Annotated in this window: 11 protein-coding genes; 5 read left to right on the plus strand and 6 right to left on the minus strand. The window is 61.0% G+C overall.

Annotation, left to right across the window (positions count from 1 at the left end):
- The coding region (locus JNL55_RS25025) for an HAD family hydrolase (RefSeq protein WP_293860717.1) at positions 1-1236 on the plus strand (1236 nt) is incomplete at its 5' end.
- On the opposite strand, the gene JNL55_RS25030 is transcribed toward JNL55_RS25025, so the two are convergent.
- A complete protein-coding gene (locus JNL55_RS25030; RefSeq protein WP_293860720.1) occupies positions 1128-2180 on the minus strand; it encodes a glycosyltransferase in 1053 nt (350 codons plus the stop codon). The two genes, JNL55_RS25025 and JNL55_RS25030, sit on opposite strands and share 109 nt — an antisense overlap.
- Positions 2177-3196 carry a glycosyltransferase family 2 protein gene (locus JNL55_RS25035; protein ID WP_293860723.1) on the minus strand — a complete coding sequence of 340 codons (1020 nt, stop codon included), beginning with the start codon at positions 3194-3196 and terminating at the stop codon, positions 2177-2179. Before JNL55_RS25035 ends, JNL55_RS25030 begins: the two co-directional genes overlap by 4 nt.
- Positions 3197-3494: 298 nt before the next feature.
- Between JNL55_RS25035 and JNL55_RS25040 the strand changes: the two genes are divergently transcribed.
- Genes JNL55_RS25040 through JNL55_RS25055 form a run of 4 tightly spaced genes read left to right on the plus strand, consistent with a single transcriptional unit; the run spans position 3495 to position 7850 of the window.
- Complete coding sequence (locus tag JNL55_RS25040; protein ID WP_293860726.1) at positions 3495-4052, plus strand: polysaccharide biosynthesis/export family protein; 558 nt, start codon at positions 3495-3497, stop codon at positions 4050-4052.
- Positions 4039-5223 carry a hypothetical protein gene (locus JNL55_RS25045; protein WP_293860729.1) on the plus strand — a complete coding sequence of 395 codons (1185 nt, stop codon included), beginning with the start codon at positions 4039-4041 and terminating at the stop codon, positions 5221-5223. The genes JNL55_RS25040 and JNL55_RS25045 overlap by 14 nt, the downstream gene beginning before the upstream one ends.
- Before the next feature lie 45 nt (positions 5224-5268).
- Positions 5269-6954: a GumC family protein gene (locus JNL55_RS25050; protein WP_293860732.1), complete on the plus strand. Its 1686-nt coding sequence runs from the start codon at positions 5269-5271 to the stop codon at positions 6952-6954.
- A 47-nt stretch (positions 6955-7001) separates the two neighbouring features.
- A complete protein-coding gene (locus JNL55_RS25055; protein ID WP_293860735.1) occupies positions 7002-7850 on the plus strand; it encodes a CpsD/CapB family tyrosine-protein kinase in 849 nt (282 codons plus the stop codon).
- Positions 7851-7934: 84 nt separating this feature from the next.
- Here JNL55_RS25055 and JNL55_RS25060 read toward each other — a convergent pair whose 3' ends face one another.
- The 4 genes from JNL55_RS25060 to JNL55_RS25075 all read right to left on the minus strand — a co-directional run.
- Positions 7935-8564: a serine O-acetyltransferase gene (locus JNL55_RS25060; protein WP_293860738.1), complete on the minus strand. Its 630-nt coding sequence runs from the start codon at positions 8562-8564 to the stop codon at positions 7935-7937.
- On the minus strand, positions 8561-9571 hold the full coding sequence (locus JNL55_RS25065; protein WP_293860741.1) for a lysylphosphatidylglycerol synthase transmembrane domain-containing protein: 1011 nt from the start codon (positions 9569-9571) through the stop codon (positions 8561-8563). Before JNL55_RS25065 ends, JNL55_RS25060 begins: the two co-directional genes overlap by 4 nt.
- A 13-nt stretch (positions 9572-9584) precedes the next feature.
- Positions 9585-11528: an asparagine synthase (glutamine-hydrolyzing) gene (gene asnB / locus JNL55_RS25070; RefSeq protein WP_293860744.1), complete on the minus strand. Its 1944-nt coding sequence runs from the start codon at positions 11526-11528 to the stop codon at positions 9585-9587.
- Positions 11529-11553: 25 nt separating this feature from the next.
- A partial coding sequence (locus tag JNL55_RS25075; RefSeq protein ID WP_293860747.1) for a glycosyltransferase family 4 protein occupies positions 11554-12383 on the minus strand: 830 nt, incomplete at its 5' end.

The raw sequence follows: 12383 nt of genomic DNA on the forward strand, positions 1-12383 counted from the left end.
GACTACATCGTCGCCGAGAACGGCGCAGTCCTGCATCGAACCGCCAATCGGCAATCCGAGATTCTTGGCCAGGCGCCGCCAGAGATCCTGCTGCAGGAGTTACGCCGCCGGCAGGTCGCCCCCATCGCCGTCGGCAGTTCCATCATCAGTACCAGTGCGACCCATCTGGACTCGGCGCGCGAAGCCTTGCGGAAGCTCCAGTTGCACCTGGACTACGAAGTGGTGACCAACGACGAGGCGCTCCTGATTCTGCCGCCTGGCATCGACAAGGCCTCGGGCGTGAACGCAGCCCTGCGTGAGCTCGGCGTCTCGCGACATAACCTGGTGGCTATCGGTAACGCTGAGAACGACTTGCCTCTGTTGGCTTCCGCCGAACATGCGGTGGTCGTTAACAATGCCGCCGAGTCGATCAAACAAGCGGCGGATCGGGTCACCGAAGGGTCGTTCTGCGACGGCTTCTTGGAGCTGGCGCGCGATCTGATCGCAACCGATCTCGCTGCGTCCGTGCCTCGGCGTCGGGTGATTCTGGGCAAGGGTGAGGACGACAGCGAAATCGCGTTGTCGCCTTGTCAGGATTCCGTACTGATCGCAGGCTCGGATGAAACCGCGCGCACCTTGGTTTGCAACCGGCTGCTCGACCAACTGATGCAGCAGGATTACCAGTGCTGTGTGATCGGTGCCGACCGAGCCGCACCAGCAGCCTCGCCACGCGGCGCATTCGCGAGTATGAGCAGTTGGGGTGATGCGCATGAAGCGCCTCGCCTGACGGATGTGCTGGCGGCTCTGGAGGCGCCCACTCACAGCATCGAGATCAATCTGGCCGCGCTACCGCCCGAGACGCGACCGGTGTTCGTCGACGCGTTGCTGTTACAGATGCAAGCCCTGCATGATCGGACCGGCCGGCCGCACTGTATCCTGATCCATCATGCCCATCGTTTTCTGACGGGGCATCTGGCTGCCAGTGCGATCCGACGCTTATCGGAAGTCAGCATGGTTTATTCCACTGCCGAAGCCGATCAGTTGCCGGCGGCGGTGCTCAACGATGTGAAGCTCACCATTACCGCCGGCATGGCGCCAGCAATGAGCTTGGGTGACGCGCCGGAGCCGAGCGGCGCGCCCGGGGATTCTCAGGCGGTCATCGCCGGTGGCGCCGTCTGCCGGATCTCTCTGCTGCGGCCGTCGGTGGGCTCCACGTCGGTGACTTCGACCGATGAAGCCACCGTCTCGGGATACTGAATCACTTCCTGGACCCGATAGTCCTTCATGCCGCGAGCATGAGTGAAGATGATCAGCTCGCCGAGCAGGCCGAGCGCAAACACTTGCATACCCAGCACCACCAGCAGCGCACCCAACAGCAACGCCGGTCGATCCGCGAGCTTCTCGTCGAAGAACAAGCGTTGCACGCTGAGGAACGCGATCACTGCTGCGCCGATGCCGAAGGTGGCGGCACCCAACATGCCGAAGAACCGCAGCGGCCGCTTGGTGAAACGCACCAGGAAAAAGATGCTGAACAGATCCAGTACGTGGTGCGCGTATTCCTTGGGCCGATAAACGCGCCCCAGCCGATCCTTGGGCGATTGGCGTAGCGCTACTTCGCTGACACGGAAGCCCAGCCGCGCGGCCAGAATGGCCATGAAGCGATGCTGATCGCCGTACAGGTCCATTTCTTCGAACACCTGTCGGCGCATGGCACGCGCACCGCAGCCGAGGTCCTGCAAACGCGAGCCGGTGACGAAATTGACCAGACCATGGAAGGCGCTGCGACGCATGCGATCCAAAGCGTTGCCATAGCGCGGTGAGCGATAACCGATGGCCATGTCGGAAGAGCCCAGCGCCGCCACCAGTTTGGGCAGGTCCTGCGGATCGATTTGGTGATAAGCCGGCAAAGTGACGATGACGCTGCCGGAAGCGCGCTCGAAGCCGGCCATCAAGGATGCCGCCTCGCCGAAGCTGCGCGTCAGACTGATGACAGTGATGTCTTCGCCTTCGTGCAACAATTCCTCCAGCGCACGGCTGGCATCGGTGCGCGCGCCGTCGATGACGAAAATGAACTCGAACGGCAGGCCGACGGTATCGATGCCTGCCTTGTACTGCGCATACAGCGACCGCAACTCCGCACGGCGCCCGCATACGGGCACGATGACGGAGATGGACGGCAGCGAGGGGTTCGGAGTGCTCATGATGTAGTGGTCGTCGCTGGTTGCGTCGGGCGCGTCTGGGCGATGTCGGGGCGCTTACGCTGAATGGTTTGTGTCAGCCGGAAGAACTCGTTGTCGCGGATGTCGCCGCGGGAATAGATCAGCTCTGCTAACGCGCCACTACACAAAAGGATCGTGGCCGACGCTAAAAAAATAACCCCGGTGCCGGCCAGGGGCAGCGACAACTGGGCTCGATCCGTGACCAAAGTAACGAACGTATGCGCGAGCATCAGGAAAGCGCTCAGGAACAGCGGCACCGATAACAATGCGAACCAGCGCAACGGCCGCGACGCGAACGTGGTGACGGTCTTGATGACCATCAGATCCAACAAAACTTTATAAATACGCGACAGGCCGTACTTAGACTGGCCGTAACGGCGCGCGTGATGGCGTACTCGAATCTGCGCAACCCGCGGGCCGGCAATCGACGCCATCGCCGGAATGAAGCGGTGCATTTCCGAGTACAGCGGAATGCTCTTGATCAAATCGGCGCGGAACGCTTTCAGCGAACAGCCGTTGTCGCGAATCGGCACGCCGGTGACTTTGCCGATCAAAACATTGGCAATGCGTGACGGAATCTTGCGCGTCACCAGTTTGTCTTGCCGGTTGTGACGCCAGCCCACCACGATGTCATAACCCGCTTCGATCTGTTCCAGCAGCAGTTTGATATCGGCCGGATCGTTCTGCAGATCGCCGTCCATGGTGACCAGGATCTCCCCGCGCGCATGCTCGATGCCGGCGGCCATCGCCGGAGTTTGGCCATAGTTGCGACGGAACTTCACCAGCCGCACGCGCGAATCGAAGCGGGCGATTTGCCGGGCGATTTCGGCCGTATCGTCGCGACTGCCGTCGTCGACGAACACCATTTCGAAGCTACAACCGATATCGCCGAGCGCTTGCACGATGGCTGCGTACAGCGGACGAATGCTTTCCTGCTCGTTGTAGAGCGGCACGATGACCGACAGCCGTGGGCGCGGCATTTCGGCTGGATTGCTCACAGAGACGCCCATGTGGGAAGAGCCCTCGGCAGAGTCCACATTGTTTGTAACTTTTGCACCGCTCATCCTGTATTTCCCAACGTTCTTACAACCTAGCTCCGCAGTGCTGGCCTTCGCGATCCACCAGTTCTGCAGGAACTCTTCTCACAAGCGCGCCATTTCATGGTCGCAGTAACAACGCGGCGGTGAATCCCGGTATCCACGTGCTACTGCAGCCAGAGAACGACACGTTGGTTCGTTGGCACGTGACCTGCAAAGGACAGGCCAACGCGATGAGTGCTATGACTGGAGGACATCGATGGCGAGAATGCGTTGGGTTTTAGGGATGCTGGCGATGTCGCTGTTGGGCCTGAGTGCTGCGCACGCGCAGCAGGCGTCCTATGTGATCAAGCCCGGCGACACCTTGGAGATTTCGGTGTGGAAGGAGCCGGACCTGCAGCGTCAGGTGCTGGTGCGACCCGACGGCGCATTTTCGTTTCCATTGGTGGGCGAAGTGGACGCGCGCGGCAAGACGGTTGCCGATCTCAACAAGCTGGTGTCGGAGCGACTGACCAAATATATCTCCGGCGCGGTGGTCACCGTGTCGGTGCAAGAGATCAAGGGCAACAAGATCTTCGTGCTCGGGCAAGTCAACAAACCCGGTGAGTTCATCGTCAATCCCAGCGTCAACATCATGCAAGCGTTGAGCATGGCCGGCGGCATGACGCCGTTCGCCGCCACCAACGACATCATCGTGTTGCGCGGGCAGGGCGACAAACAAACGGCCATGGCGTTCCGTTATCCCGAAGTGGTGCGCGGCAAGCGTCTGGAAACCAACATCGAGCTGATCGCAGGAGACATCGTTGTTGTCCCGTAAACAATGGATCGGTAGGCAGTGGGTCGGATTACCGCTGGCGCTGGCTGCGGTGACGGCCACTGCTGCGAACTGGGAAGTTGCGCCCCGCGTGCAGGCCGGCTATCGCTACAGCGACAACTATCGTTTGTATCTACCGGGTCAGGAAGTCGAAGTCTCCGGTGCTGAAGCCGATGTGGGTGTCACGTTTCGCACCATCGATCCGCGCACCAACTTCGAGATCACGCCGCGGATCAACGCGACTTACTTCCCGGATGAGAAGAGCGAAGATTCCCATGACTATTACCTGACCGCCGGCTTCTCCGATGTCACACCGCGCCGGCGTATCAACGTGCCGTTCCTGTATCAGCAGGAAGACGTCACACGCAGCGAATTGCCGGAAGCGACCTCGGGTGGCGGCCTGGGCGAACCCGACACCGGCGACTCGGGCAAATTCGTGGAGCGCAATCGTCGCGACTTCTTCCGGATCGCGCCGTCGTTTGCTTATGACCTGTCACAGCGTTACCGCATGGAGTTGGACGCGCATTATCTGCGGGCTGACTTCGACAACCAGCTGGCGGGCGCCCAACAGGATTTCAGCGAGTACGGTGCGGGTGTCGGTTTCGGCTATCTGACCTCGCCGCGTTCGGCGTTGATGGTTCGAGCCCTGGCCTCGGAGTACGACACCAACCGGACCACCGATGCCTACGGCGGTGAGCTTGAATGGAATACCCAGTACTCGGCCAATTCGCGAGCGTATGTCCGAGTCGGCGCCCAGAACACCAAGCCAGAGAACGGCGCCAGCGACACCAACGTGATCGCCGGGGCCGGCGGCCAGTGGGCCACTCAGCGCAATCGGCTGTTTCTGGACTTCATCCGCAGCGTCGGGCCGGTGTCGGCGGGAACTGTTGTGGAGCGTCATCAGTTGCGTCTCAGGATCGACCACGACGTTTCGCAGCGTTTTGCCGTGCGCGCCGGGGCACGCTTGCAGCGGGACGAGCAGATCGAGGACGGCACTTATCCGAAGCGCGAATATGCCATTGGCGAGCTCGGCTTCGAATGGCGCTGGCAGCGGCAATGGTCGCTGCTCGGCAGCTATAACTATCGGTGGCAGGAATACCAAGACGAGCCCTCGGATCGCAGTGCCAGTTCGTTCCTGATCAGCATCGTCTACGAACCCAAACGGGCCCAATGAGCAACGCGCCTTACACGTGGTCGTGAGCCAATAACCGCAGCCAATATGCAGACCTCAGCAGCACCCTCGACCGGCCACGAGCCGGACAGCGCCGGCGTCGGCGATTATCTGAGCATCCTTCGTAAGCGCCGCAAGCTGTTGCTGATGGTGGGCCTGCCCATCATCGCCATCGGCGCGACCTTGGCGCTGGCCCTGCCGGACGTGTATCGCTCGTCCGGGCAGATCGAGCTGGAGGGCGCCCAGAATCTGAAACAAAACCCCAACGCGCTCGGCCAGGATCCGGACGAATCGCCATACGCAGACCAATACGTGCGCAGTCTGAGCACGGTGGTTCTGAGCGATCGCAATCTGGCCAAGCTGTTGGCCGAGCAGCAGCTCTACGACGGCCAGGCGGGAGATCCCGCCGGCGCGCTCGAAGATCTGCGCGGCGACATCAAGGTGGACATCGTCACCGTGCCGATTCTGGATCCCAACACCGGTCGCGAACGCGACGTGGTGACGGCCTTCAGTGTCGCTTACGACAACAAGGATCCGGAGCGTGCTCAGCAGGGCGCGGAATGGCTGGTCAATGCGTTCCTGCAAGAGAATCGCAACGATCGCCAGCGTCAGGCCGGCGGCCGAGCCAAGTTCTTTGCCGGCGAAGCCGAGCGTATTCGGACCCATGTTTCCGGGCTGGAAACCAAGCTGGCCGAGTTCAAACAAAAGAACGCCGGCAAGTTGCCCGAACTCAATGAAATGAATTTGAACGTCATGGATCGCACCGAAGGCGATATCCGCGACGTCGAAACTCAGATGCAGGCACTGCGCCGAGAGCGCGTGTTCCTCGTGTCCCAGCTACAGCAGGCACGAGCCGCTAATCCTGAAGCGGCCAATCTGCGCGCCCTCGAAGAGGAATATTCGCGCAAGAGCGTGCAATACGATCAAAGCCATCCCGACTTGATCATGCTGCGTCGTCAGATCGATCAGCTGAAGGCAGGCGGCCCAGCGGCCGGCGCGTCGCTACAGGCGCAGCTGCAGACACAGCGCTCCATCCTGGCCGAAGCACGTCAGCGCTACAGCGAAGATCATCCCGACGTCCAGCGCATCAATCGAAACATTCAGTCGCTGGAGGCTCGGATCGCCTCCGGTGAGTCAGCCAACATCAGCGTGTCGGCTGACTCGCCCATGGCCGTGCAGTTACAGACTCAGCTGAACGCCACCGACACGCAGTTGGCGGCGTTACAGGCGCGAGCCATGGATTTGCGCACCAAGCTGAGTGGCTTGGAAGGTCGCATCGGTGCGGCTCCTGAAGTCGAACGTGAATATCAGGCAGTGACGCGCGATCTCGCCAGTGCTCGCGCCAAGTACGACGAGTTGCTGAAACGTCAGATGGACGCCGAAGTGAGCGAGGCCGCCATCGCCGGCGGTACCGCCGATAAATTCCGCGTGAAGTCCTCGCCCAAGACTCCGGATGAGCCGGCCAAGCCGAAACGAGCCGCCATCGCCATCATCGCGGTCGTGCTGGCCGCAATCGCTGCGCTCACCTCGGTCATCATGGCTCAGCTGTTCGATGCGACGGTCCGTGGCGCTCGTGACATCGAGGACATCCTGGGTGTCGCGCCGCTGACCGCGGTACCGGTGATTAAACGTGCTAGTGGCGGTCGCAAATCGTCCGCACCGGCGTATGCTGCTACAGCCGCAGCGGTTATTGCGGTCATGGTTTTTGCCGTCGCCGTGAGATTGATTGCCTAAGCGCCTGATCGATTGGGCGCAGTTATCGGAAGATACGAGAGACGCAAATGAGCATCATTGAAGAGGCAGTGCGCAAGACCGCGGAGCGCTACCACCGTTCGGCTCAGACGGAGCCGGCGGCGACCGGTAGCCGGCCTCGGCTGCGGCGTGTGCCACCGCCGGCCTCTGAAGCCGCCAATGTACGGCGATTTCAGCCGATTACATTGGATCGCGGCGTGCTGGAAGAAAACAATATTCTGCCGCAGCTCATCGATCCCGGCGCTTTGCGCGCCTACAAGATCCTGCGCACCCGCATGTTGCGCAGACTGGAAGCCAATCAATGGCATTCCTTTGCAGTGACCGGCGCTACTCCAGGCGAAGGCAAGACGCTCACGGCCATCAACCTGGCCATGGCATTGGCGCAGGATTCGAACACCTCGGTATTCTTGGTCGACCTGGACCTGCAGCGGCCCAAAGTGGCCGACTACATCGGCCTGAACAACAGTCACGGCGAACGCGGGTTGACCGACTTCCTGTTAGGCGATGCGACCATGGAACAGATCGCCTATACCCCGAGCAGCATGGAGCGGCTGACGGTGATTCCCAATTTCCAGGCGGTCTCCAATGCTTCGGACCTGCTGACCTCGCCGCGCATGAGCGAGTTGGTTCAGCTGCTGGAAGCGGAGATGCCACGTCGAATCGTGATATTCGATATGCCGCCGGTGTTGGCTTCTGACGATGTGCTGGCGTTCTCCCCGCAGGTCGACGGGATGTTGCTGGTGGTTGCCGAAGGCACCACCAATCGTGATGCTCTGCGCAGCGCCAAAGAGATGCTCCAGGAAATGAATTTGCTGGGGGTGGTGTTGAATCGATCCGAGGCGCAAGACGAAGCAGCGTACTACTCGTACGCTCGCTGACTCGAAGCTCCCGCGAACGGAGTTGCTTGATTGGCTCAGGGGGCAGGCCCCGGATGACGTAAGTCGCCCGGGGCCTCGTCGTTTCTAAGGCGGTGCGTCGTGCTCGCCGTCATCACTGACGAGACGGTTGCCGGCATAAGAAATGATCTTGAAGCCGGGATCCAGCACCGCGATGGCATTGTCGGGCAGGTCTTTGTGAATGACGGCGTTGGCGCCGATCTTCACGTTGTTGCCGATCACGATCTTGCCGACCAGGCGCGCGCCTGGCGCGACATAGACATTGTCGCCGAGCGTCGGCGCGCCACGTTTGGCTCCGGCACCCGAAACTCCAATGGTGATGTTCTGAGACAGATTGCAGTCGCGACCGATCACGGCAATGGATGAAACCGTGATGCCGCCGTAATGCCCGATGTACAAGCCCGGGCCGATTTTAGCGCTGCGTGGAATCTCGATACCCCACAGCACGTGAATGAAAAAATCCAGGATGGCGTAGATCGGGTCGAACAGAATGCGCAGCAGCTTGTGCCGGCGCCGGCTCCATTGACCGAATCGCAGCACCAGCACCGCATGTACGCCGGGAGCGCGTGCGCATGTGAGCACGCGCCGCAGTTTGCTACCGGAAGTCATCGCATATCGACGTCTCAGATCCGCACGCAGCGGGCTTTCCGAGCGTGGCGGACGATTGGCGGAGAACGCGGAGCTGTTGGCGTTCATGACGAAGTCCCGACACTGGATGAATTCCCGGGCACCGACGGTGTCACAGGCTCGATCGGCGGACGCATGCCGGTGCGTGCCGCGAGCATCAGCCACCAAGGTAACCAGACGACGATCTGCAGGGCGCGGGCCGCAAGCGATACGGCCAGCGCGTCCGCCGGTCTCACGCCGCCCAATGCCATGATGGCGATGAATATTCCCTCGTACACGCCAATGCCGTCCAGCGAGATGGGCAGGCGCGAAACCAAGATTGCCAGCGGCACGGCGGCAAACATGAACATCGGATTGAACGGTACTTCCAGCGCGCGGGCGACCAAGCCGTAACAAATGATCACCATGATATGTTCGGCCAGCGTCAGCACCGAGAATGCCGCAATCCGTCGTCGATCCGAAGCCAGCGAAACGTAAGCTTCATGCAGCCGTCCCAGCAGTCGCACCGCCGTGCTGTCGGCAAAACGTTTCGGAATCAGTCGTAGCACCGAGTTCAAAGCGCGATCGGTGAACGAGAACACCAGGATCACGATGGCTCCCAGCAGGCCAGCAACGCCGAACACCAATGCGTAGTCGTAAACCGGCTCCAACGGCAGCATGGCTCGGAGCACGATCAAACTGCCGACCGCAGTCAGCAAAGCAACGATGAAACCGATGCCACGCTCGACCAGGATAGTCGCCAACGTGTCATCGACACGCACACCGAAACGACGCACCAGCATCACGCGAATACCATCGGCACCCACGGTGCTCGGCAACGCGAGCCCCCACATCATGGCGCTACAGTAGACCATCAATTTTTGCGCGAGCGAGATGCTGTAGCCGCGGATCTTGAGCAGCAGCCCCCACTTGTAGCTCATCAACACGCGATCCAACAGGAAGGCCAGCACCGCGACACCGGCCCATAACGGATCGCAGTGGCTCAGTGTCTTGAACACCAAATGAATGTCGGCGACGTAAATCAGCAGCAACGCGCACAACACCAGCGTCACACCGATCCGCAGCCAGGTTTTCATCGTTGCGGTTCGCTTAGCTGGCGCGACGAGTACCGCGCTCGTCGGCGACCAGCTCACGACGCAAGTCTTCCTTGGACTGGTCGAGAATGGCCATGCGATACCAGATCTCGGCGTTGATCAGCAGCCACAGCCGGTTGCCATGATCGGCTCGCTTGGCCAGATGCTGGTCGACCAGGCCGGCGATGGCCTGCCGATCGAGCACGCGATCCTGGACCAGCTGCGATTGCCTCAAGCAGGACTGGTACAGGCGTGTGTATTCGGCTTGTAACAAGTACGGCAAGGCCGAGGAGAAGCCCTGCTTGGGTCGATCCAGGACTTCAGCCGGCAGGTAGCGCGCCGCAAGTTTTCGCTGGATGTATCGCAACGTGCCGCCGCGCACCTTCATCGATGCTGGCAGGCGTGCGGCGAAGTTGGCTAGCTCGTGATCCATGAATGGGCTGCGTGCTTCCAGGCCGTGCGCCATACAGATTCGATCGGTAATCATCACGGGATGATTGGGTAGGCGCACCAAGCTGTCGGCGTACAGCATGCGATCCAGCTCGCCGCCCTGAGACTGTTCGTACGGCGTGCGGATGGCAGCTTCTGCATCCAAGTTCGGCCAGCGCTCTTGAACCTCGTTCGAGTACAGCTTGCGACGCCGCTCAGCGTCGAAATAGAAGTAGTTCAGGCTGGCGGCATAGCGGGCGCTGCCCGAGTGAAACGACAAATGATTCAACCAGCGCAGCTGATGCCCGAGGCTCTTGTACCAACCGGATTCGGGAATCATGGCCATTGCCGGCGCCAGTAGCTTGCGGCGTAACCCTTCCGGCAAGCGGCTGTACTGAGCTGCGTACAAGTTGCCGTAGTAACGATCGTAGCCGCCGAACAGTTCGTCGCCGCCGTCGCCGCCGATGACGACTTTCACATGCTGACGTGTGAAGCGTGCGAGCAGCCAGGTACATAGCGATAGGGGATCCGAAGGCTCGTCGAGAGCCCAGACCAGGTCGGGCAGATGAGTGGCGATCTCAGGCTGGACGCGCTCTTCGTGATGATCGGTGCCAAACAGCTTCGCGATGGCGCGCGCCGCGGGCGCCTCGTCGAAGCGCTGATAGCTGAGTCCCATGGTGAAGGTCGGCAGCTGCTTCACCTTCAGATCGCGGGAGAGCATGGCGACCAGCAGGCTCGAGTCCATGCCACCGCTCAGGAACGCGCCAACCGGGACGTCGCTCTCCATGTGTAGCCGCAGCGTTTCCTGGAGCTTGGCTTGCAGCTCGTCCAGCAATTGCTCTTCGTTACCAGCCAGCTTGGGATTCTGTTGCAGCTGCCAATAGCGGCGGATCTGCGGCGATTGGCCGGCCTGCAAAGACAGCACATGCCCGGGCGGTAATTTGTGAATGCCTTCGAACATGGTCAGCGGTGCGTCGATCAAACGCAGCCCAAGATACTGATCCAGCGCGGCTAGATTCATGCGCGGCTGACCACGGTCGAGCGCGCGCAGTGCTTTGATCTCGGAGGCGAAGGCAAAACCTTGTCCGAGGCTGTAAAAGAAGGGCTTCTGCCCGAGATGATCGCGAGCCGCCAGCAAGCGTTGACGCTTCACATCCCATAGCGCGAAAGCGAACATGCCGCGCAAGTGCTCCAGCAATTGCTCGCCGTGCCGCTCATACAAGCCGAGAATGACTTCGCAATCGCTGTTGGTGAGGAAGCGATGACCGTCCTGTTCGAGGCGCTGACGCAGCTCGCGGTAGTTGTAGATCTCGCCGTTACATACCAACACCAGCGAACGATCGGCGTTGTACAGCGGTTGCTGACCGCCAGCCAGATCGATGATGGACAGCCGGCGGTGGCCGAGCGTCGCTTGTTGGTCGTGATAGATGCCTTCGCCATCCGGTCCGCGATGTTCGAGCGCACCCAGCATGCGCTTCAGCGCCTGCTCACGCTGCGGGTCGGTGTTGATGATGCCAGCAATGCCGCACATGGTTCGAATAGCTCTAGAAATGGCGCTAGGAGGACGGCGAGGTGAGGCCCTTCGGGGTGCCGGCGCGGCGTTCAATAGCGGCTGTGAAGATGTGTTCGTAGCGCGCGGCACAGGTGTCGATGAAATAGTGCTCGACCAATTGCCGGTTGTTGCGCCCATAGCGTTCGCGCGCTTCGCGATCTCGGTGGAGTTCGAGCAGCGCGTGCACGAACGACTCCTGATCGTTGAGCTTCACCACGTGGCCGGTTTCGCCTGTGGTCAGAAAATCCGTTTGACCGCCGCGGTCGTAGCACAGCACCGGTAAGCCGAATGCCATCGCCTCCAGGAACACCAGGCCGAAGCCTTCGTGCTGGCTGGCGGTGATGAAGGCATCGGCCACCGACAACGCGGCGTACTTTTCTGCATCCGACACCTGTCCAAGCATGTGCACGCGGTCGCGAATGCCCAGCTCGCTGGCGCGTCGTTCGACCGCCGGCGCGTCCGGACCGTCACCGACGATGACCAGATGTGCATTGGGAATCTGGCTGGCGGCAAACATGTCGATGAGCTGCGGGGTCGCTTTACGCGAGACCAAGCGACCGATGGTGATCGTCACAAATGCATCGGGCGGCAACCCCAGATCCTGGCGAGAGGCTGCAGTCAGCGTCGGCGGGCGATCGATGCCCAGCGGAATCAATTCGACCGGTCGTTGCACGCCATATAGGTCGGTGACATGCCGGACTGTGTCGCGCGATTGGCCGACCACGTCATCAGCGGCACGCAGCATCCAACGCACGGCTGCTCGCAACGGGGCATGCAAATGCGGTGAGCTGCCTTTACTGGGGTCGAACAGATCGCCGCCGTGCACGGACAAAA

Origin of the sequence: Steroidobacter sp. (assembly GCF_016790065.1) — a bacterium.
GTDB lineage: Bacteria > Pseudomonadota > Gammaproteobacteria > Steroidobacterales > Steroidobacteraceae > Steroidobacter.

Excerpts from the sequence above, each read along its gene's own strand:
- JNL55_RS25040 (WP_293860726.1), top strand. The coding sequence starts at position 3,495 with ATGGCGAGAATGCGTTGGGTTTTAGGGATGCTGGCGATGTCGCTGTTG.
- JNL55_RS25050 (WP_293860732.1), top strand. The coding sequence starts at position 5,269 with ATGCAGACCTCAGCAGCACCCTCGACCGGCCACGAGCCGGACAGCGCC.
- JNL55_RS25030 (WP_293860720.1), bottom strand. The coding sequence starts at position 2,180 with ATGAGCACTCCGAACCCCTCGCTGCCGTCCATCTCCGTCATCGTGCCC.
- asnB (WP_293860744.1), bottom strand. The coding sequence starts at position 11,528 with ATGTGCGGCATTGCTGGCATCATCAACACCGACCCGCAGCGTGAGCAG.
- JNL55_RS25055 (WP_293860735.1), top strand. The coding sequence starts at position 7,002 with ATGAGCATCATTGAAGAGGCAGTGCGCAAGACCGCGGAGCGCTACCAC.
- JNL55_RS25060 (WP_293860738.1), bottom strand. The coding sequence starts at position 8,564 with ATGAACGCCAACAGCTCCGCGTTCTCCGCCAATCGTCCGCCACGCTCG.
- JNL55_RS25065 (WP_293860741.1), bottom strand. The coding sequence starts at position 9,571 with ATGAAAACCTGGCTGCGGATCGGTGTGACGCTGGTGTTGTGCGCGTTG.